The sequence below is a fragment of the Saccharicrinis sp. 156 genome, from assembly GCF_050589685.1.
Classification (GTDB): Bacteria; Bacteroidota; Bacteroidia; order Bacteroidales; family Marinilabiliaceae; genus Saccharicrinis.
This window is the reverse complement of sequence record NZ_JBNGOS010000030.1, coordinates 70,559-92,820: the sequence shown is the minus strand read 5'-3', so window position 1 is coordinate 92,820 and position 22,262 is coordinate 70,559. Positions and strand designations below refer to the sequence as shown.

General features: G+C 40.4%; 20 protein-coding genes. 6 read left to right on the top strand and 14 right to left on the bottom strand.

What is annotated here, in order from left to right:
- Positions 1 to 78 precede the first annotated feature (78 nt).
- On the top strand, positions 79 to 603 hold the full coding sequence (locus tag ACRD64_RS17985; protein ID WP_430934848.1) for a transposase: 525 nt from the start codon (positions 79 to 81) through the stop codon (positions 601 to 603).
- A gap of 65 nt (positions 604 to 668) precedes the next feature.
- Here ACRD64_RS17985 and ACRD64_RS17980 read toward each other — a convergent pair whose 3' ends face one another.
- From ACRD64_RS17980 to ACRD64_RS17925, 12 genes are all read right to left on the bottom strand, one after another.
- Entirely contained in the window at positions 669 to 1,112 is a 444-nt protein-coding gene (locus ACRD64_RS17980) for a hypothetical protein (RefSeq protein ID WP_430934847.1), read from the bottom strand.
- A gap of 2 nt (positions 1,113 to 1,114) precedes the next feature.
- Positions 1,115 to 1,762 carry a WbqC family protein gene (locus tag ACRD64_RS17975; RefSeq protein WP_430934846.1) on the bottom strand — a complete coding sequence of 216 codons (648 nt, stop codon included), beginning with the start codon at positions 1,760 to 1,762 and terminating at the stop codon, positions 1,115 to 1,117.
- Between the two features lie 6 nt (positions 1,763 to 1,768).
- Positions 1,769 to 2,029 (bottom strand): LapA family protein, encoded by a 261-nt coding sequence (locus ACRD64_RS17970; RefSeq protein ID WP_430934845.1) that lies wholly within the window; start codon positions 2,027 to 2,029, stop codon positions 1,769 to 1,771.
- Positions 2,030 to 2,058: 29 nt separating this feature from the next.
- On the bottom strand, positions 2,059 to 3,291 hold the full coding sequence (lepB, locus tag ACRD64_RS17965) for a signal peptidase I (RefSeq protein WP_430934844.1): 1,233 nt from the start codon (positions 3,289 to 3,291) through the stop codon (positions 2,059 to 2,061).
- A 202-nt stretch (positions 3,292 to 3,493) separates the two neighbouring features.
- Positions 3,494 to 4,933: a signal peptidase I gene (lepB, locus tag ACRD64_RS17960; protein WP_430934843.1), complete on the bottom strand. Its 1,440-nt coding sequence runs from the start codon at positions 4,931 to 4,933 to the stop codon at positions 3,494 to 3,496.
- A 15-nt stretch (positions 4,934 to 4,948) separates the two neighbouring features.
- Entirely contained in the window at positions 4,949 to 5,665 is a 717-nt protein-coding gene (dapB, locus tag ACRD64_RS17955; protein WP_430934842.1) for a 4-hydroxy-tetrahydrodipicolinate reductase, read from the bottom strand.
- Positions 5,666 to 6,569: 904 nt separating this feature from the next.
- The gene (gene tnpA / locus ACRD64_RS17950) at positions 6,570 to 7,004 is read right to left on the bottom strand and encodes an IS200/IS605 family transposase (RefSeq protein ID WP_430934841.1); all 435 of its coding nucleotides are present in this window, start codon (positions 7,002 to 7,004) and stop codon (positions 6,570 to 6,572) included.
- Positions 7,005 to 7,994: 990 nt separating this feature from the next.
- Positions 7,995 to 8,345, bottom strand: a complete 351-nt coding sequence (rplT, locus tag ACRD64_RS17945) for a 50S ribosomal protein L20 (RefSeq protein ID WP_430934840.1) — start codon at positions 8,343 to 8,345, stop codon at positions 7,995 to 7,997.
- 94 nt (positions 8,346 to 8,439) lie between these two features.
- On the bottom strand, positions 8,440 to 8,628 hold the full coding sequence (gene rpmI, locus ACRD64_RS17940; RefSeq protein WP_430934850.1) for a 50S ribosomal protein L35: 189 nt from the start codon (positions 8,626 to 8,628) through the stop codon (positions 8,440 to 8,442).
- A gap of 45 nt (positions 8,629 to 8,673) precedes the next feature.
- Positions 8,674 to 9,234, bottom strand: coding sequence for a translation initiation factor IF-3 (infC, locus tag ACRD64_RS17935; RefSeq protein WP_430934849.1), 561 nt, complete (start codon positions 9,232 to 9,234; stop codon positions 8,674 to 8,676).
- A 35-nt stretch (positions 9,235 to 9,269) separates the two neighbouring features.
- Positions 9,270 to 11,219: a threonine--tRNA ligase gene (thrS, locus tag ACRD64_RS17930; RefSeq protein WP_430934839.1), complete on the bottom strand. Its 1,950-nt coding sequence runs from the start codon at positions 11,217 to 11,219 to the stop codon at positions 9,270 to 9,272.
- Positions 11,220 to 11,419: 200 nt separating this feature from the next.
- Positions 11,420 to 12,025, bottom strand: coding sequence for a hypothetical protein (locus ACRD64_RS17925; RefSeq protein ID WP_430934838.1), 606 nt, complete (start codon positions 12,023 to 12,025; stop codon positions 11,420 to 11,422).
- Between the two features lie 347 nt (positions 12,026 to 12,372).
- Between ACRD64_RS17925 and ACRD64_RS17920 the strand changes: the two genes are divergently transcribed.
- The gene (locus tag ACRD64_RS17920) at positions 12,373 to 13,068 is read left to right on the top strand and encodes a hypothetical protein (protein ID WP_430934837.1); all 696 of its coding nucleotides are present in this window, start codon (positions 12,373 to 12,375) and stop codon (positions 13,066 to 13,068) included.
- 15 nt (positions 13,069 to 13,083) lie between these two features.
- Positions 13,084 to 14,418 (top strand): hypothetical protein, encoded by a 1,335-nt coding sequence (locus ACRD64_RS17915; RefSeq protein ID WP_430934836.1) that lies wholly within the window; start codon positions 13,084 to 13,086, stop codon positions 14,416 to 14,418.
- 112 nt (positions 14,419 to 14,530) lie between these two features.
- Here the strand turns inward: ACRD64_RS17915 and ACRD64_RS17910 are convergent, their stop codons facing one another.
- The gene (locus tag ACRD64_RS17910) at positions 14,531 to 15,949 is read right to left on the bottom strand and encodes an SDR family oxidoreductase (protein WP_430934835.1); all 1,419 of its coding nucleotides are present in this window, start codon (positions 15,947 to 15,949) and stop codon (positions 14,531 to 14,533) included.
- A 172-nt stretch (positions 15,950 to 16,121) separates the two neighbouring features.
- Complete coding sequence (locus ACRD64_RS17905) at positions 16,122 to 16,670, bottom strand: lipocalin family protein (RefSeq protein WP_430934834.1); 549 nt, start codon at positions 16,668 to 16,670, stop codon at positions 16,122 to 16,124.
- A gap of 256 nt (positions 16,671 to 16,926) precedes the next feature.
- Between ACRD64_RS17905 and ACRD64_RS17900 the strand changes: the two genes are divergently transcribed.
- From ACRD64_RS17900 to der, 3 genes are all read left to right on the top strand, one after another.
- Positions 16,927 to 18,594: a Na/Pi cotransporter family protein gene (locus ACRD64_RS17900; RefSeq protein WP_430934833.1), complete on the top strand. Its 1,668-nt coding sequence runs from the start codon at positions 16,927 to 16,929 to the stop codon at positions 18,592 to 18,594.
- A gap of 701 nt (positions 18,595 to 19,295) precedes the next feature.
- A complete protein-coding gene (gene era / locus ACRD64_RS17895; protein ID WP_430934832.1) occupies positions 19,296 to 20,180 on the top strand; it encodes a GTPase Era in 885 nt (294 codons plus the stop codon).
- A 319-nt stretch (positions 20,181 to 20,499) separates the two neighbouring features.
- A complete protein-coding gene (gene der / locus ACRD64_RS17890) occupies positions 20,500 to 21,804 on the top strand; it encodes a ribosome biogenesis GTPase Der (protein ID WP_430934831.1) in 1,305 nt (434 codons plus the stop codon).
- Positions 21,805 to 22,262 lie beyond the last annotated feature (458 nt).

The window sequence follows — 22,262 nt, the reverse complement described above, 5'->3', positions numbered from 1 at the left end:
CGCAACATCAAGTGCGATGAAATTTTAATGTAATTTTTTTACCCACGATAAATTCTTTGAAAGTAATCGGGACAAGTGATGCCTCGTTTCAGTAAAGCCTTGTTTTATTGTACTTGCGATGCTCATGACGAACCTCCAATACATAATCCGGAATTAATCAAATCTTTAAGAACTGTCGGCACATACCCAAACCCTATATCAATTAGTATTTCAACAAAAAAACGTGAACGTACCTTATACGACAATAGGGAACCGCCTTATACATACATATGTGGATTATTAAACAATAAAAAATGTCATTTGTATAGAATAGGTGGCGCTGAAGACCATCTTCCTATTTATTTCTCATATTCATCCAATGATTGCCCAGCTATGCTTATCAAGGATATCAAGCTTTCGACATCTGAAATGATAAAAAGAGAGTACTTATTTCCACATTTTAAAGGATGGCATGCCTTTACGTATCACATCGGCTCAAAGGATAACTTAATTGAATATGTAAAATATCAAGAAGCACATCACAAATCAAAATCGTATAAAGAAGATTATATTGAACTAATCAATGAGCATAACATTGAGTTTGATGAGAGATATTTGTTTTGATGGCTATTCAACCCCTTCTGGGTTGAGATGTGCATCTAGCCTGATCCACGGGTAGCAACCCGCGGTTATTCATATTTAACCACTTCGTGGTTATGATTTCTATCCAACCGGCAACTTCTTAGTAGTTCGTACAGGCTAATCCCCATAACGGTTCCGATGGAGCTGGCTATCATATCGTTCACGTCATTAACGCAACTGCCAAAGGCAAATGGGGTGATTTCTTCCTGTACCAACAGTCCCAGGCAACCCATTGAAAAGATGTAGACAACCATGCGCGACATCTTGTTATCCAACCATTTTAAACCAACTGGAATTATTGCCATGCTTGCTCCAAGTGCGGCCAGAAAGTTGGGCAAAGATCCTAAAAAGACAACAATAATTTCGTTCGACTTATATGAAGGACGCAGAAAATCCCTGTTTAACAGATACAACAATTCCAGCAATGCCAAAGCTGTAATAATTCTAACATTAATATGTTGCAGCTTTCTTTTGGGGATCTCAACCGACATGTTTATTTATTTTCAATACTATCCTCCAAATAATCAATGGCCTCGGGACCTTTATTGAAGATTAGATCTATCACACTTAAATTGGGGATAAACGGAAATCGATCTTGAAACACCTGTCGATATTCAAGTGCTTTAAATTGCGTGTCGGCCTCGTTAAAATTCTTTTTAGGATGGATCACCTCCCTAAAATCGGTTATTTCCTTGGCAGCACCTGGAATATACTCTTCCGTTAAATTTATATCCATGGGATAATCCAGGGCATCAAAAATCACCTGAAGCAACTCCATGTTGTAATCGAACAAAAAACGATACTTCTTCTCATAAAACGGCTTAAATTCGTCCATGTAATATTCGAAAAAGGGTGATGAATTATAGGCTGAAACAATAGAACGCCAATGCAGTGACTGCCATCTCTCGTCGTATGAAATTTCCAGGTCTTTGGTCTTCACTTTAAGTCGTCGTCCTTTGGCCACCGGCACGGTTAATGGGAATGCTCCATTGGCTGCCAAAATATCACATCGGTTTCTATATGTTTGCTTTATATAATTATCGTGGTGTTCGATAATGGGATTTTTGGCATTGATCATATGTGCCAGATACTGAACGGGAGGCAGATAGGCTATGGTAAACAAGGTATTATCTCTCTTCATCAGTTGCTACTCTACCGCATCCTTCTGCTCTTTTTCAAACGGGATATCCTTGGCTATGTTTTCCGTCTTCTTTTTCTTGCGCATGGCTATACCAAAATAAAACGCCCCGACTATGGCACCCAAAATAAAAGATGTGATCAGCAATATGGCCAGGGACAAATCACCTTGCCAGGTAAAAATTCTAAAATGTACCACTTCGGCATTCTGAACGGAAAAAATAACCACCAAAACAGCCAACACCATCAATATCCAAAAAGATTTTTTCATACTTTAATAATTAGATAACAGACTACAAATCAATCTACCTTTTTCAAAAATCGGTCTTTCCTTAGATATATCCAACCTTTTTTATTGATATCTCTAGATAAAAGAATTTTTTTTACTTTTCCTATAATATGGTTTTGAGGCACAAAACCCCAAAACCTACTATCAAAAGAGTGTGGTCGGTTATCGCCAATCACCCAATAATAATTCATTTTAAAGGTATATTCGTCCACCATTTCACCGTTCAACCAAACTTTCCCATCCTTTCTCTTCAATTCATTTTGTTCAAAAACCTCGATCGCTCTGCCGTAAAATTGGAGGTTTTTTTCCGTCAGCTTTATTTTTGCACCTTTCCTGGGTATATAAACAGGCCCCATATTGTGCATATTCCATAGCAGGTGGCTATCGAACGGAAAAACTAAGGGATCAGGCAAATTCTTCAGCATATGATCAGGCCTTATTCCTTTGGTAAATCCTTTAATGTTGTCGTAATCTTTTTGTAATATTTCCCATGCAATTCCCTTATCACTTGTATATTCGTTGTACGGTTGAATGTTTTTTTCGTTCAGCAGCTGAACCGTCTCTTTATCCATGATGTATCGGTCAATAGACTCTTCAGGAAACGCCAGTGTTGCACCATTGGCATAGCAAATACCATTAACTATCTCAATCGAATCCCCGGGTAATCCATATACTCTTTTCACAAAACGAGGTCGGTCTTTAACATCGAGATACTTTAAATTAGTTTTATCTTTTAATTTGAAACCGCCTTCTCCATATAATCGCTTTAAATAATGGTAACTTTCGGTCGGTCTGCTTTCCAGTAAAGTATCTGCTTCAGGGAAGTTAAAAACAATCGCATCATTATAAGAAAGACTGGCCATCCCCTTGCTCCTGCCATAACTGCTGACTTGGTTACAGCTATGCCTTGGTCCGGGAATCAGTTTGTTAACCAACAAAACATCACCCACTTGCAAGGTTTGGTGCATGGAAGAGGTATGGAAAGTATAAATACCGATAAAATTGTTTTGCACGAACACAACTACCCACAACGCTAAAATTATAGCTACGGTCCACTCAAAATACTTAAACCAAATCGTTAATTTACGCTTTAGATAATGCCAAACCGAACGCAAATAAGGATTCGTTCGTACCGAATCGATAAGGACGGCGATTCCTACAAACGGCAGTAAACTCTCTGCCCATATCCCTAATATGAGGAGTAAAATACAGAGTCCTATTTTTATAATACTTTTAACACGCATTGCCATAAAACGAAAAAGCAGGAGTGAATATTACCCCACCCCTGCTTTCTTTGTAAGTTAATATCTTATGCCACTTTGATTATTCCCCCGTGGAATATTCTTCACGGGATAAAGTTAGCACTTTGGTACAATACCGATATATGTTCGATAGCCTAATATGAATGGAATGCAATCTTGGCCCCACATCAAACATTATTCGATATTATTCGTTTACTACCCATTTAAAGAAGCGGTTAAATCTAATTTTACCCCCAAACCAGGACTTATCTTTGTTCAAAGATAACCAGACCAAAATGGGGCGCCCCACCACATGATCTTCAGGCACAAAGCCCCAGTATCTCGAATCGGCCGACTGGTGACGGTTATCCCCAATCATAAAATAGTAATCCATCTTAAAGGTATACGCTTTTGTCTTCTCGCCGTTGATAAAGAACTCGCCATTTTTAACTTCCAGTTTGTTTCCTTCGTAAGCCGTAATAACACGGTCGTAAATTACCAGGTTTTCCATGGTCAGCTGCACCGTTTCTCCTTTTTTAGGAATATACAAAGGACCATAATTGTCGCGGCTCCACATATAATCTGTACTATATGGCCATACGCTTGGCACTTGAGCGGAATCCACCTTTTCCTCGTCCATTGCCATTTGGCGGATAAAAGGAAAAGTCTTCATCTTGTCAGCTTTTTCCTTTGTCAGCGGCAAACGATAATAAGGTCCTATCCCCATATTGTTTGCATCTTCGCCAGATATCTCAAGCTTATCCAAAAACCTACTGTTCAACTTTGTTCCATCGGTCATTATATTATACCAATGCTGTAATCCGGGAGGGTTCTCAGCTTTTTTGCCGTTAATATACACCTGATTATGACGAAACTCCAACGTATCGCCGGCAATGGCCACACATCTTTTTACATAGTTATCTCTTCTGTCTACAGGTCTGTATATCACCTCGCCATAATATTCAGGGTTTAAAAGAATTTGCTGTTTACCCAGTTCACGATACTTATGATTAATCTCCCATTGGCTTGCATTTTCCAAACCTGCCATTACACTCCTATCCCGTTGGGCAACCTCCCATCCTTTTCTGCGTGATTCCACATAATAATCCGGATTTACATATTTAACAGGCACGGTATCCTGGGTTGGGAAATTAAACACCACAATATCGTTATTCTCAACTTTGCCAAACCCTTTTAAACGGCGATAGTCCCATTGCGGCCATTCCACGTACGATTTGGTGTTCAGAATAGGTACCGTATTTTGCAACAAAGGAAATGACAGAGGCGTATTGGGAATACGAGGCCCAAAGCTCACCTTACTCACAAACAGGTGATCTCCAACCAACAATGATTTCTCCAGGGATGATGTTGGAATCTTGTAATTTTGAAACAAGAACAAATTGATAAAATAAACGGCTGCCAAGGCAAAAATCAAGGCATCAGCCCATTCAATAAACGCACTTGGTTTTTTGCCGTCTTTGGTTCTCTTCCAAAAATCCCAGGGCACTTTCTTTGAGATATAGATATCAAAAATTACAGCCAGTCCGGGTAACAACCAATAGTTACCTACCCAGATCACCCATAAAAAATATACTAGCGCTGCTATGGAAAATCTAATCCATGTTGCAACAGATTTCTTTGGCATAATTATTAAGTTTTATTAAAATTTTAACATATCACCCATTCCCAGAAAACCTTTGTTTTTAGTGGTAAACTCAGCGGCCAAAACTGCCCCTAAGGCAAATCCCTTGCGAGACTTTGCACTATGGTGAATAATTATTTCGTCGACTTCGGAGTCGTAAATTACGGTATGAATTCCTGGAACTTCCTCTCTGCGGAAAGCTTCAATTTGAATTTCATTGTCATTAGGAAACTGCTCTTCGGTCCAACCTTGCTTGCGATCCAAATTCTCTATAATACCTTCTGCAAGCGTTATGGCCGTACCACTCGGGCTATCTTTTTTGTGAATATGATGTGTTTCCTCCATGGATACCTCATAGTCGGTGACTCCGTTCATCAATTGGGCCAGCTTCTTATTGATCTCGAAAAAGATATTAACCCCTACGCTGAAGTTAGAAGCATAAAAGAAAGTCTGCCCTTTGTTTTCGCATTGATCTTGGATCTCGCTCATTTTATCGAGCCAACCAGTGGTACCGGACACAACGGGTTTGTTTCTTTTAAAGCACTCCACAAAATTATTATAAGCCGCCTCGGGCATGGTAAACTCAATGGCAACATCTGCAGCAGCAAACCCTTCCCCATCGAAAGTATCCTCGCTCTGCATATCTATTTTGGCTGTTATGGTATGTCCCCGCTCAAGGGCAATCTTTTCGATTTCCTTGCCCATTTTACCATAACCTATTAATGCAATGTTCATAAAGTAGATGTTTAGATAAAAGATTTTGAGATAAGAGACCAAACCTTCAAAATCGATTTATTATTTTAACGGAATGTAACAAAGATAAGAGACTAATTAACGCGGGGACACTTAGCCACCGGGTTTAACTAAATATTAACCTGCATTACCTTTACACATCAATGATTTAATATTAAATTGTATTTGGTTGGCAAATATAAAAAAGATAGTTAGCAAAGCGCAAATAATATCCTAAATTCACGGCTAAGGGCATCACAAATTAATTTCCATGGGCACCTCTCGGCATAAATCATGGCTAAAGCCATTATCATACTTTCAAAAAGCCCAAGCATAAATGCCAGGGTTATGGGATAGAGATGCTTAAAACGCCCATCAACACCAAAGATAATCCTTGTAATTCCCATCCCCTTGACACCGCCCTTTGGGGTGGTGAATACCAAACCGTGAACCAGGTTGTAGCCATAACCTTCTTGCTAGCTTTAAATCAGGGCTAAAGCCCGTCTTCACTTCTTATAATCTCCCAGGCATAAATGACGGGCTTATGGGGTATAGATATTTAAAACGCCCATCAACACCAAAGCTAACCCTAATATAATCCTTGTAATTCCCATCCCCTTGACACCGCCCTTTGGGGTGGTGAATACCAAACCGTGAACCAGGTTGTAGCCATAACCTTCTTGCTAGCTTTAAATCAGGGCTAAAGCCCGTCTTCACTTCTTATAATCTCCCTGGTATAAATGCCAGGGTTATAGGATAGAGATGCTTAAAACGCCCATCAACATCATAGGAAATCCTAATATAAACCTTGTAATTCCCATCCCCTTGACACCGCCCTTTAGGGTGCTGAATACCAAGCGTGAAATCAGGCTTTAGCCATGACATTTTTATCAAACCCCAAAGGCAATCACCCTTTAAAACTCTCAAAACCAAACTTCTCCTTAAACTCGTTATATTCTTCCTGCCAAGTTTTAATCTTATGATGTTCTTCCTGCCGCTTAATATATTCTCTAACCTTAGGAACTTGCGACTCACTAACAGATACTGCATAATATTCATCCGCCCATTCAAATTTCCCGGAGAACACCTTTTCTTTATTTATCCAGTACGACGACTCTCCTTTTATTAGCTGCATTGTCTTTGACAAGGCAATATCTGCATTAAGCATCAAGAGGCAATGAACATGATCTTTATGACCATTTATAAAATCAACACAAATCTTTTTATCTTTAGCATTTTCTCGTATATGTTCAAAGATTTGTCTTTTATTTTGGCTGGTAAGGAAGGCTTCTCTTCTTTTGGTACCCCAGACACAATGAAGCCATATTTTAACGTAAGACATATGTTGATGGATTAGATTGTATTTGTAATCCTAACTAATCTGTTTAAGTTATAAATAAATCTTAGGTTAATCAAATCTATAATTCAAAAATCCCTACATATATCATGGCTAAAGCCCACATCGGCAAGATACACTGCCCTAGCATAAATGCCGGGGTTAAATGATATTTATAACATCCTTCTGCGTCAAAGGTAATTCCCAATATAAATCTTGTAAACCCTATCCCTTAACACTGTCTTCAGGGTGATGAATACCAAACCGTGAACCAGGTTGTAGCCATGACATTCTTATCAAACTTTAAATCAGGGCTAAAGCCCGTGTTCACTCACTGTAATCTCCCTGGCATAAATGCCGGGCTTATGGGGTATAGATATTTAAAACGCCCATCAACACCATAGGAAATCCTAATATAATCCTTGTAATTCCCATCCCCATGACACCGCCCTTTGGGGTGGTGAATACCAAACCATGAACCAGGTTGTAGCCATGACCTTCTTGCTAGCTTTAAATCAGGGCTAAAGCCCGTCTTCACTTCTTACAATCTCCCTGGCATAAATGCCAGGCTTATGGGGTATAGATATTTAAAACGCCCATCAACATCAAAGCTAACCCTAATATAATCCTTGTAATTCCCATCCCCTTGACACCGCCCTTTAGGGTGGTGAATACCAAGCGTGAAATCAGGCTTTAGCCATGACATTCTTTTCAAACTTTAAATCAGGGCTAAAGCCCGTGTTCACTTACTGTAATCTCCCTGGCATAAATGCCAGGGTTATAGGATAGAGATGCTTAAAACGCCCATCAACATCATAGGAAATCCTAATATAATCCTTGTAATTCCCATCCCCTTGACACCGCCCTTTAGGGTGGTGAATACCAAGCTTAAAATCAGGCTTTAGCCATGACATTTTCACCTTGTGTTTAATGTAAAAAAAAGGGCAAAGAAGTATTTCACCTCTTTGCCCTTTTTTAATTCGTTATCCTATTGTACTAGTTCGCCATAGCTTTTTGTACAACTGCCTTAAAAGCATCTGGATGGTTAACAGCTAAGTCAGCAAGAACTTTTCTGTTAATCTCAATATTTTGCTTGGTCATTGCACCCATTAACTTAGAGTATGAAACTCCTTCGATACGAGCAGCAGCATTGATTCTCTGAATCCAAAGTGCTCTAAACTGACCTTTCTTTCTTTTTCTGTCGCGGTATGCGTAACCCAAACCTTTTTCGTAGGTATTCTTCGCTACCGTCCACACGTTCTTTCTGCGCCCAAAGTTACCTCTGGTTTCTTTTAAAATCCTTTTTCTTCTTGCTCTTGAAGCAACAGCATTTACTGATCTTGGCATTTTTACTTGTTTTTAGAATGATTAGCGCCCTGCTCCCAGGATCTTCCAGCTAACTTCATTCGGTTAATAATTTTAAAAATAAGGATGCTCCTTATTACTTCATGTTCAAACACAACTTGATGTTACTCTCGTCGGATGGATGAACTAAAGTTGCGTAAGTAAGATTTCTCTTCTGCTTTTTAGTCTTTTTGGTCAAAATGTGACTTTTAAAAGCATGCTTTCTTTTAATCTTACCGCTTCCAGTGATCGTAAAACGCTTTTTGGCACTGGATTTCGTCTTCATCTTTGGCATTGTACTATTATTAAAAAGTTTATATAATTGAGAAGCTTACTTCTTCACTTTTTTAGGCGAAAGGAAAATAATCATCCTTTTACCTTCAAGCTTAGGCAGCTGTTCAACCTTACCAAATTCCTCCAGATCCTGAGCAAATCTCAACAATAAGATTTCCCCTTTTTCCTTAAACAAAATAGAACGCCCTTTAAAAAACACGTAGGCCTTCACTTTTGCTCCTTCTGAAAGAAATTTTTCAGCGTGCTTTAATTTAAAGTTATAATCGTGGTCATCGGTATTAGGACCAAACCTAATTTCCTTCACTATCACTTTTACAGCTTTAGACTTAAGCTCTTTTTGCTTGCGTTTCTGTTGGTACAGAAACTTCTGATAATCAGTAATTCGACATACGGGAGGATCAGCCTTAGGAGAAATCTCCACCAAATCCAACTCTAACCTATCAGCCATTTTAATGGCTTCAGATGTAGAATAAACCCCCGGTTCATCAACGTTTTCACCAACTAGTCTAACTTTTGGAATTCTAATTTCGTTATTTACACGAAAATTTGGTGTATCCTTCTGCGGCGGACCGCTGTTCCTTCTTCTATTAAGTGCTATTTTAAGATCCTCCTTTAAATTAATTAATATTCATTTTATGCTTCAATCGCAGAAAGTTGTTCTTCAACCTCCTTATTGATAAATCCCGAAAACTCTTCGATAGTCATAGTGCCTTTGTCACCGTCACCCTGCTTACGCACCGAGACTGTATTTGTTTCAGCTTCTTTTTCGCCAACAATTAGCAGAAAAGGTATGCGTTTCAGTTCATTATCTCGAATTTTACGTCCGATTTTTTCGTTACGATCGTCTAAAACGCTGCGAATATCGGAATTATTCAGGACATTTGAAACTTTTTTTGCGTAATCGTTATATTTTTCACTGATTGGCAGAACAACCACTTGTTCAGGCGTTAACCACAGCGGGAACTTTCCGGCAGTGTGTTCAATCAATACGGCAACAAATCGCTCCATACTTCCGAACGGTGCTCGGTGTATCATGACAGGCCTATGCTTAACACCATCGCTTCCCATATACTCCAAATCAAAACGTTCGGGCAAGTTGTAATCTACCTGAATAGTCCCCAACTGCCATTTACGGCCGATTGCATCGCGAACCATAAAATCGAGCTTAGGACCGTAGAATGCAGCCTCACCATATTCCACAATGGTTTCCATGCCTCTTTCCTGGCACGCTTCCACAATGGCCGTTTCGGCTTTTTCCCAGTTTTCGTCGCTACCAATATATTTGCTCCTGTCTTCTCGGTCTCTTAAAGAAACTTGCGTAATAAAATCATTAAAATCAAGTGCCTTAAAAATGTAAAGAATAATATCGATTACTTTTTTAAACTCATCTTTCAATTGGTCCGGCGCACAGAAAATATGCGCATCGTCCTGGGTAAATCCACGTACCCGTGTCAATCCATGCAACTCGCCACTTTGCTCGTAACGGTATACCGTTCCAAACTCGGCCATGCGGATAGGTAAATCTTTATAGGAAACAGGTTTTACCTTATAAATCTCGCAATGGTGGGGACAGTTCATGGGTTTCAACAGGAACTCCTCGCCTTCTGCTGGTGTATTGATAGGCTGAAATGAATCCTTCCCGTATTTTGCGTAGTGACCAGAAGTCACATACAACTCTTTGTTTCCGATATGTGGGGTAATTACCTGTTGGTAACCATATTGCAGCTGCACTTTCTTCAAAAAGTTCTCTAAACGCTCGCGCAGCTTAGCGCCCTTCGGCAACCACAATGGCAATCCTTGTCCTACTCGCTGAGAAAACGCAAACAACTCCAGTTCCTTACCTATCTTTCGGTGATCGCGCTTTTGCGCTTCCTCCAACCTCACCATATATTCATCCAACATTTTTTGCTTTGGAAAAGTAATGGCATAGACCCTTGTTAACTGCTTGCGTGTTTCGTCACCTCGCCAATACGCCCCGGCAATGCTTAATATCTTAACTGCTTTTATCACCTCTGTGGATGGCAGGTGTGGTCCGCGACAAAGATCCGTAAAATTACCTTGCTGATAAAAAGTGATTGTACCATCTTCCAGCTCGTCGATCAACTCCAACTTGTACTCATCCTTCTTCTCGGTAAAATACTTCAAAGCATCGGCTTTACTAACCTCCGTTCTTGCATACCGGTTCTTTTGGCGGGCCAACTCTTTCATCTTGGCCTCAATCTTTGGCATATCACCATCACGCAATACTACGTCATCTCCAGGATCTACGTCATAATAAAACCCGTTTTCGATGGAAGGACCGATACCAAATTTCATTCCCGGATACAAAGCTTCCAATGCTTCAGCCATCAAGTGAGCCGACGAGTGCCAGAAAGCGTGCTTACCTTCTTCATCTTCCCACTTAAACAGTTTGATGGAAGCATCATTATCAATAGGACGTGTAAGATCCCACGTTTCACCGTTTACTGCAATCGATAAAACTTCTTTTGCCAAACGAGGACTAATACTCTTGGCAATTTCCAAGCCGGTAACCCCTGCTTCGTACTCTCTTACACTATTATCCGGTAAGGTTATTTTAACCATGTTTACTTAAATTATTTGTTGAACCTGGATTATACGGACACCCAAATTTCAACATACGTTTATAATTTATATTAAAAAGAGCGACAAAGATAAATAATATTTGCCGCGAATAATAAGAGATTCTATTTTTTAATGGTCAGGTAATGCCTGAATCGTTCTTAGGAAACGCCGAGAAGGTTTACTTTATGCTACATTTGGTATTAATGGATGGTGAAATGGGCATCGTTTATGATTTGTTTTTCCGATGGGTTTGACACCAGCAATCCCAATGCATTCCTGTAGGTGTTCAAAATATTTTCCGCACTTTTTTTAAATATGGTTAACTTCAACATCACATGCCTTCCGTCGGATGTTTCAACACAAATCTTATAATTCTTTGTTCCCCGGTATTTCTCCTTCATCAGTACCATCGTTTTTAATTGGTCCCTTTTTATGACCGTTGTTTCCTTCTTATAAAAACCATAATGCGTCAGCGTCAGCTGATGCCTATCTATCTGTATCACGCTCACCATGTTAGACTGAATTGACCTGAAAATCGTTCCAAATATTACCCCAAAAATCGTTACGATAAAGAATTCAGGAATTATGAGCCCGGCATTTGCATAATTTGCCACAAATAAAATAACAGGCACATATATTATCAATGAAGATACCATAGCAAACACAAAGGTACTTAACAAATTATTGGGAATACAAACTAACGGGACCTTTGTACCTATCCTTCTAAAAGGATGGAATACAACAATTAAATCCAGAAACGTACCTAGGTGATACTTGAACCAACGTAAAGATATTAATTTGTTCATTTATCAATTATTGTCTTAACATTCATCAACGTGTCATTCTTTTTTATAGCCTCGTTAACGAAAAAAAACCGAGACAAAGACTATATAAGCATTGGGGAAATCTATATACGTAAGGTTTGCGCTTCGGTTATATTCTGGTACAGGTTTATGGGTGCTTCACCTTTATTTAATCCTATCATAATCATATAACTTAGAATTAAGTTCAGATATTGAACCTATTACGTAGGTTTGATGTTATTTAAGTAACAGACATTCTACCTCCACAAATTACAATACCAGTACCGGGCACCCACATTGTCAACACCAACCACCCCTTAATTGTAGGTAACAACTTAAATGACATTGCCATGTATTTAGCAACCCCTATCGAATCGGACTATTTAACGGGTAACATCCACGGTGAAACCGTCATCAATCCCGCAGAAACCTTATCCTACAATGTATTATTGACATTCCACAAGACCATTAAGCTTCTCAGTATCGATTGGAGCATTCCGGATATTCTACTTTCGGAATTGAACAAGAAGATGGTCAATGAGAAATTTGAAGATGGATTGGATTACGAATTTGACATTCAACTTAGAAGCTCCGAACATGAAGGCTATGGTTATGTTGAAATCACATTGGAACTAGAGACTTTAGCAGGTGAAATATTTTATGAAAAGGCTCAAATTCCCATATCGGTATTCAAAAAGGTATTGGCCGATGTGTCCGAAATGAGCGAGCATTTGCAAAAGCGATATCTATGGTGGGCCAATGACAACCTTCATCATGCACATATTTTATTGGCTGACGGATTAAGATGTATGGAAGATTTTATGCATATCGAGTTTCCACCGGAGCTAAAAGAAACACTTTCGGCAGACCTGGAATTTAACGCCATGGGGCATCCTGTAAGTTATGCTGATTACATAGATATTATACTTAAGAAAAAGGAATTGTATGCGATCAAAGACGTAGTTTTTTATCCTGATGATTACTGTAACGAGAGTGATGACAAGTTTGACATGTCGGCAGCGCAGGAAACGGAACATTTAATTTAACGGGAGGCATGAACGATGGCAAAATGGGCAGCAGATTTCGCATTAGCAGTGGAAGTTCAACAAAACGTAATCAATCTGGTATTGGACAAATTTATTCAGGCACTAAAAGCGATATTAAAATATACAGCCAAATTAGGAAGGATAGGTTCTATTGAAGCCGAAGTAATCGATTTAAGTATTTTAGATTTAAATGATCCTCCCCCACTGGGAGCCGTGCTAACCGATATTCAGGCTGAGGGTACTTTCAAGTTAAAACTTTTTGGATTAAGAATAGTTAACACCAATATTGTTTTTAAGATTGAGCAAGTAGAGGTAAACCTATCGAGAACAGCCGCCGGGCTTCCCAAAGGAATTGTCATCAACATCACACCGGGAATGAAGGTATCGCTTACATTTCCTAATTCGCGATTTATTGTAAAATGGTTATTGAATAGTATTGTGGGCCCACTTATTTCGTTTGGTGTATGGCTGGCTTTTAGAATCATCAGAAAAGTTGAAATACCGGTTTGGGAACTGGTTGATATTTTTGGTGCCCTTGGTTTGCGGTTTACACCGGATTCTCCGTTACTGACAGCGCAAAAAGCACCTCCTCCAACATCTTTACTGCTTGCCTCCGATTTTAACCTAACAGATCCGTTGCGCGGTAAAGGCCCCAACCTGAAACATTTTATCCCTGCCAGCACCAACCTTGGTGCCGTGGTACATGAGCGGGTTCTGAGTGCCGCGGTTCAGCTGGCATTTGCCAAGGGCTGGGTTCCCTCCCGATTTAGAGTGGGCAAGTACAAGATTTATATCAATTCGGTAAATATAGAGTTCAAACAGGACAAAGTTGTTGCTACGGGGATGCTCAAGGCGAAAAGAGGAAAATGCTGGTGTAAGGTGAAGGCCAAAATTACTTTTTCGGCTGCCGTAATGCCCAAAGCGGTAAACACCCAGACTTCCAATCCAATGGTCGATTTTAAATACGATGCCAATGTGAACACGCAAGTATCCATGCAGGGAATGCTAGTGGTGTTAGGTGTTGTTATGTTTGCTCCGGTGTTTATGTCACTGACCGTAAGCATGTCGTTCCTGATCAACCTGGTTTTGAATCAGTTTTTGCCGTTTTCAACCAGCTGGAGCCAAAGTGGGGCAAACCTGACCATACAGGCCAACTCGCTTAACTTTAGCGGATTTGTTCCATTCAATATGAATTTCCCTTTGCTGTTGAACGGAAATGGAAATTATGATTTAAGCCGATTCCAGCAGTTTCAGTTGCCAAACAACGGTCCCAACATACGGGTTAAGTTTACACCCGAAAGCATATCCATTCAGGAAGATGAGTTAAGGGTGGCCATTGAGTTGAAGTAATACTCAGCTATCCTAGTGTTTTATCTTCTTCCTTAAACCCGCAATACCCATTAGAAATCCTGTTACGCAATTAAACTACTCCAAAACAAGGCGGATCAACATCTTGCTCAATTTATTCTTTTGTCAATTCCTTTATCATCCCGTTAAAAACAAAATAATGAAACGGCGAAACCAGGTACCAATAAATCCGTCCCCATAAGCCCTTGGGGCGAAATGTGGCAGTCTGAACGAGATTGTCATTCTCTATTTTAAACTCCAGCCAGGCCTCTCCCGGCAGTTTCATCTCTGCCAGCAACAAAAGCCTGCCCTCCTGCTTGTTGGCATACAGGACGCGCCAAAAATCCAAAGCTTCACCTGGATTTATTTGGGTAAGGTGGGTACGCCCCCTGCGCAAACCAACCCCACCGGTCAAGCTGTCCACAAATCCCCTGATTCGCCAAAGCCAGTTGGCATAATACCATCCTGCAGAACCTCCGATATGCCAGATCCGATCCACACATTTCTCCAGGTTGTTTATTTTTTTTCTTTTAATATCCATGAAGCAGCCAAAACTTGGGACTTGTATAAATTCAGAAATCCTAAAGTTCATCCGTCCACTTACCATGGAGTCTTTCCAACTCGATACGATTTCGTTTTGTGCTATTTTATTGAAGGCTTTTTGTAATGCCTCCTCATACGTAATTGGTTTTATACCTACAATATCATTTATCTCCAAACTTTTTGCCACCACCTCAACTTTCATACTATCTACCAATGAAGTAGCTAACATATAGGAGGTGGATGTCACAAAATACAACCAATACGACGACAATCTCGGTGTCATTACCGGAAGCGTATAAATACGTCTTTTTAACCCGCGCACTTTGGCAAACCTCAATAACATTTCTTTATACGTAAGAATTTCAGTTCCTCCAATATCATATGTTTTATGAAAGGTATGGGGATTATTCAATACACCTATCAACAGCTTTATGACATCTGAAATACCTATAGGCTGACATCTGGTTCGCAACCACTTTGGAGTTACCATGATGGGCAATTTCTCAACCAGATCCCTTATTATCTCAAAGGAAGCACTGCCGGAACCTATGATAATTCCGGCTCGGAGAGTGGTTAAACCAAACTGCCCTTTCTTTAATTCTTCTTCAACATTTTTTCTGGAACTCAGATGTTTGGAAAGCTCATTATCATTGACGATACCGCTTAAATAAATGACCTGGGTTACATGGGTATTATTCATCCTTTCCCTGAAATGAACTGCCGATACCGTTTCTAAATTCTCATAATCCCTGGTACCCGACATTGAATGAACCAGATAATAGGCGCAGTCGATATCGTTGGGAATAACTTTCAGCGTTTCCTGCTTTAACAGGTCCACCTCAATTACCTGGATATTCTTTGCCAAAGACGGTTCCGGGTAGAAACGTTTCGTGTCGCGCACACAACACACAACCTGATGGCCTGCTTTAACCAAAACCGGCAATAATCTTTTACCGATGTAACCCGTTGCGCCTGTCAGCAATATCTTCATAACAAGAGAAATATTAAATACTTAATACTAACAGGCGCATAATAGATCTGTTCAAAGGTTAAAGCATATATAAAAGCCATCGAGTAGCTTCATAATTCTCCATTGCCTTTGCTAAATCAGGCCCATACATGTTTTGATAGCATCCCCAATAGATAAAACATGGTTGCAAAAACTATTTCTGTGGCACTTTCATTAACAAAGAAACATCATAGCCCCTTTTTTTTATTTTATCCAACAGCTCATTATATAACGATGCTTCCATTTTTGGACTCCTACTCAAAATCCATAGGTATTCGTCAGTATTGCTTCCAACCACTGCCCACTGATAATCTTTATCCAACTCCATCACGAAATAATCCGCATAAAAGCATGCAAAAAACGACACCTTTAACTCGGCAGGTGCTTTTTTAGGTCTGGGAATTTTAGCTTTGCCTTTTGCCTGCTTAAACTTGCCCGATAAGCTTTTCTTATAACCACTATTGAGCACTCTTAACTTACGTTTTCCTTTCTTGGTGTAATTAGCGGATACGCCAACCAGTTTTCGTTCGAATGGATGATCATATCTGGCTATCTCGTACCAGGTACCTAAATATTTTTCTACTTCAAACTCTTTAACAGCAGAGTTGTCGATTGTTGATTTACCAACACCACAACTTGTCATTAATGCCACACTCACTAATACGCAGATCGCAGCAATGCAATAATTTAAACTTTTTCTCATTTGTAATACCTCCTATTTTTAGTGTTGTTTGTTGATTACATGAAGAATCTGAATTCTTGATTCATTTGTATGAATATACCACAAAATAAGAATGAACGCAATAGAAAATTTAAACAAAAGGTTAATTAACCCAACCAAATGCTGACCAACCAAAGCTACAAGAATATCAGGCTTAAAAAAAAGACAAAACCCATATCTAATTGACTTTGCCGGCAATAAATGGTATATTCATTGGTCATTCACTGATGAAAAGTTTATGAACGCTCCGGACTCCTTTCTTGAATTAGTATTTTGGCTGACTGGCGGTTTAGCCCTTTTTCTTTATGGTATCGACATAATGGGCAAAGCCTTGCGCAAAGCTGCAGGACTGACCTTGCGCCGGGCCTGCAGTTATGTAACAAAAAACCGTTTGAGAGGTGTTGCCACCGGGACTGTGATTACAGGTTTAATCCAAAGCTCGAGTGCCTCTACAGTCATTGTCGTTGGATTAATATCTGCCGGACTGCTCACATTCAAACAGTCGATCAGCCTGATCCTTGGGGCAAACCTGGGCACTACCATCACACCACAAATTACCGCACTAAAAATAGATCAGTATGCCATCCCCATGCTGGGCATCGGTTTCATCCTCACTTTTATCACGCGTAAACGTCTGTTGCGCAAACTTGGTTATGCCATTATGGGCTTTGGTATGCTATTTCTGGGACTGATACTGATGAAGTTCTCTTTCAGCGAATATACAAGCGACATTCACGCATGGATGGAAAGCTTCAGCAAAGGGGGTGTCTGGGGCTACCTGGGGGCGTTCCTGGCTGCTACAGCTGCAACAGCTCTCCTGCAAAGCAGCTCAGCCATGGTGGTAATGATACAGTTGTTGTTTGTTCAGGGAGCATTACCCGGGTTCCATATAGTCATCCCTCTCATCCTGGGCGCCGAGGTTGGAACGTGCATCACAGCGCTGCTGGCTTCCATGCAAGGCTCACTTTCAGCTAAACGTGCGGCCGTGTCGCACCTTGCTTTTAATCTTATCGGCGCCATAGTCGCCACCGCCCTTTTTGCTTTTTACCTGTGGCTTATCCCAAAAACCACTGGTGATCCGGCCCGCCAGGTTGCCAATGCGCACCTCTTTATCCGCCTTATCAACGTTGCCATATTTATACCCGTAACGGGCTTATTTGCTCGCCTGGTCGTAAAAATGGTGCCCGGAGAAGAGAAATATTCGGCCTCTCCGGAATTCCTGGACACCACCGATCTTAAATCCCCCCAAAAAGCGCTGGCCAATGTAAAGAAGGAAGTATGCAGACTGGCAAAAATTAGTATGAGTGCGCTAACTGATTCCGTTAAGGGTTTTCTTCATCGCGATCAGGCCATATTGGATTCTGTGATAACACGTGAGGAAACAGTCGACGAACTTTGCAAGGCCATCACCCATTACACTATGCAACTCAGCCGAAGACAACTCCCCCGGCAAATGCAAAACCAACCACTGCTTTGGTTGCATATCATGAGCGACATTGAACGCATCTCAGATCATGCCGAAAACATTGCCCAGCTCAAAGATGCCTTCCCCGAAAATGAGGCCACCCTCAATAAAAAAAGCATTCAGGAATTAGAAAAACTGCTCAAATTGATTCAACGTACCGGAAACCGGACCATTGCGGTGATGGAAGACTCCACAAAAGCCAATGTGGTCAAATTAATCAAAAGAAAAGAGGAGATCAACCAACTTGTGGATACCCACCTAGAAAAACACGAAAAGCGGGTTACCAGAGGAGATACGACACCTATTGGCGGTATCCTGTACGCCGAACTGATCACCAATCTGCGTCGTGCCTCCAACCACATGCGCAATGTCAGCATAAGCGTTAGCAGTGGCGGCCCCGAATTGACCCGAATAAAGCGCAAGCTGCGTGAAAAGGAATAAAGTAAAATGGCAAAAAATAACCTGCCTGAGAAGCACAACGAGTCCAACTTTGTGGCTTATTCTGAACGGGTAAAACAAACCCTAATGCCAATAAAAAAACTAAGAAAGTAATGCGATTCAAAGGAAAAAAGCAATCCGTCAACAAGGCAGAAAATGACCGTCTGACCGCGGTTGTCAAGCATTAAACCCGGAATGTGTATGTATTAGCGTTACGTAATGAGCATTTAAAGTATTATAAAACAAGGCATTACTAAAACAAGGCAAAGCACCGCTCTGGTGAGTTAAGGCAACTCAGCCAAACGCCTTGTTTTTAAGTAGTTGATTTGCACAACAGGATTTCTTATGCATATGACGGGTCAAATACCCCTGTTACATTAGACTGAAGCCCAATATAAATTAAAACCCAATTGAGCGCTGTTTTGAGGAAGGTTCTTCGACAAAAAGAGCGGTAGCAGGCAAAAGGTGCCTTCCGACGCTTTTTTACTGCTCAAATGAGCTTTAAATTCCTATAATGTTTTTTTAGTTTTGATTTAGTTTCCGCAATCATTTTTGCCACCTATCTAATCTTGTGACTTGCGGATGAAATAATTCAAATTTGCCTAAATAGTGCCTGCTCAAATTTTTCAAGGGTAAGTTATTCCTTTTGTACTTTTTTTGCTAAGCCAACCTTTCCTTGTATCTTCGCCCAAAATAAAATCAGGATGAAGCATAAAGCAGGATTTGTAAATATTGTGGGAAATCCCAATGTGGGTAAGTCAACTTTAACCAATAAGTTGGTGGGCGAACGTTTGTCAATTATCACATCAAAGGCCCAAACCACTCGCCATCGTATTTTGGGGATTGTGAACGAGGAGAATTATCAGATTGTTTTTTCGGATACCCCCGGTGTCCTAAAGCCCAACTACAAACTGCAGGAATCCATGCTCCGTTTTTCAAAGACTGCCTTGCAGGATGCCGATGTCATCATCTACATGACCGATGTAATTGAGAAGATGGACAAGAACAGCGACTTTCTGAACAGTGTTAAAAAAACGGATTCACCAGTTATTTTGGTGATCAATAAAATTGACGAGTCCAACCCGGAGCAATTGGATGAATTGGTTTCCAAATGGAAAGAAGAGTTGCCGAAAGCGGAGATTTATCCCATGTCGGCTTTGCGTGGTTTTAATACAGACAACCTGATGAAACGTATTAAGGAATTGTTGCCGGAGTGCGATCCGTATTATGACAAAGATGCATTGACTGATAAGCCTACCCGCTTTTTTGTTTCCGAAATAATCCGCGAAAAAATATTGTTGTATTACCAAAAAGAAATTCCTTATTCGGTTGAGATAGAGGTGGAGGAATTTAAGGAAAATCCCAAACGAATCGATATTAGAGCCATCATACACGTTGCCCGCGACTCCCAAAAAGGAATCATCATTGGTCACCAGGGGAGTGCATTAAAGAAAACAGGTACCGAGGCGCGCAAAGACATTGAAAAGTTTCTCGACAAAAAAGTCTTTCTCCAGCTCTACGTTAAAGTCAACAAAGACTGGCGCGACAAAGATAAGTCGCTGCGCAACTTCGGATACGACCAGAAGTAGGTCATTGGCAATGACAGGCGACTTACTTTAACCGCTAATTGTACCAATGAAGCGAATTTTGTTTACCAACAGGAAACTGGAAACAGCAAAGCTGTTTTGAGTTTGTTATTTAAGTTACAATCCAGTTTTACAATACGAACGATTTATGAACTTGACAGGTTTACCTACCCATCCCTTGTCATTTCAATCTGTTTAATCTGAAAAATCTGTGGACACAAAAATAACACAGTGTTTCTTAGTAATGTATGTGCCTTAATGGCAAAATAATAACTATCTTTGCACGCTTTTTAGATTTCGAATATCACAAAACCAGAGTAGGATGGGAAATATTGCAGCCATTGTAGGACGACCAAACGTAGGTAAATCAACGCTTTTCAACAGGCTTACAGAAACACGCCAAGCCATTGTTAACGAAGAAAGCGGCGTTACGCGCGACCGTATTTACGGCAAAAGCATATGGAACGGGCTGGAGTTTTCAGTCGTGGATACAGGAGGTTACGCCGTGGGTTCCGATGATATATTTGAGGAGGAGATCAGGAAACAGGTGATCATCGCCATTGAGGAAGCTGACGTGATATTGTTTATGCTGGACGTTACCACCGGCATCACCGATTACGACGAAATGGTATCCGACATTCTTCGGCGTAGCGACAAGAAGGTGTTGATGGTAGTCAATAAGGTGGACAACCCCGAGCGTTTGGCCGAAGCCAGTTACTTTTATGCACTTGGTTTGGAAGAAATGTTTCCGGTGTCGTCAATTAACGGTTCTGGAACCGGTGAATTACTGGACAGGCTTGTTGAAATATTCCCCAGTTCGGAGAGTATTGAACAATTGGATATCCCCCGTTTTGCTATCGTAGGTAGACCCAACGCCGGAAAGTCGTCTATCGTCAATGCTTTTGTTGGCGAAGACAGAAATATCGTAACACCCATTTCCGGAACAACAAGGGATTCAATTTATACCCGTTACAATAAATTCGGCCATGATTTTTATTTGGTGGACACCGCAGGGGTACGCAAAAAAAACAAAGTGCACGAGGATCTCGAGTTTTATAGCGTGATGCGCGCCATCAGAGCCATCGAAAATTCAGATGTCTGTCTGTTGATGATTGACGCCACAAGAGGCGTTGAAAGTCAGGATCAGAAGATTTTTCAGCTGATACAGAAAAACAAAAAAGGAATTGTGGTATTGATCAACAAATGGGACTTGGTTGAAAAAGATACCATGACCACGAAAAAATATGAGCAAGAAGTCAGAAGTAAATTTGCCCCTTTCGTGGATTTTCCGATAGTCTTCACTTCGGTAATAACCAAGCAGCGCATACATAAGGCATTAGAAATGGCGGTAACAGTTTACGAGAACAAAACCCGCAAAATCCCAACTTCAAAACTTAACGAGGCCATGCAACAAGTGGTAATGGACAACCCTCCGCCATCAACCAAAGGCAAGTACATTAAAATCAAGTACATCATGCAGTTGCCAACCAACACCCCTTCGTTTGCGTTTTTCTGCAACCTTCCGCAATATGTTCGCGATCCGTACAAGCGTTTCCTGGAAAACAGAATTCGCGATATGTGGGATTTTTCAGGTGTCCCTGTTCAGATTTTTATGCGTAAAAAATAATTACCCACAAAATTTTTAAGATGAGGAGTTGACCCATGGTTTACTCCTTTTTTTCACGACATCATCTTTAGTGAAATAAACTTGCACAATCTGTTTATAATAAAATATTTATTTATTACCTTTATATAGGAGGCTTTACCTTTTTAAGATATAAATATCTTAAAAGTTTTTAATATCTTTATCCGCATGGCTGAGCAAATTATATATAATGTATAATACAGATAAACCAGAAGGAAGGAAACTTTCGCATTACGGCCATTATAACTCGCATTGGTTATCCGGTGTTTATTAATTTTTAATCAGATGAACCCATGCTTGGTGAGAAACATAGCTTAACGCAAGCTAATTAAAACACATAGGAGCATTATAAAAAGAAAAACTCTGCGTCTCTTCCACTTCCATGGAACGACCTATCCAGTAAAACTGCAGGAGGCTGTATTCGCAGTCGATTATCTCTT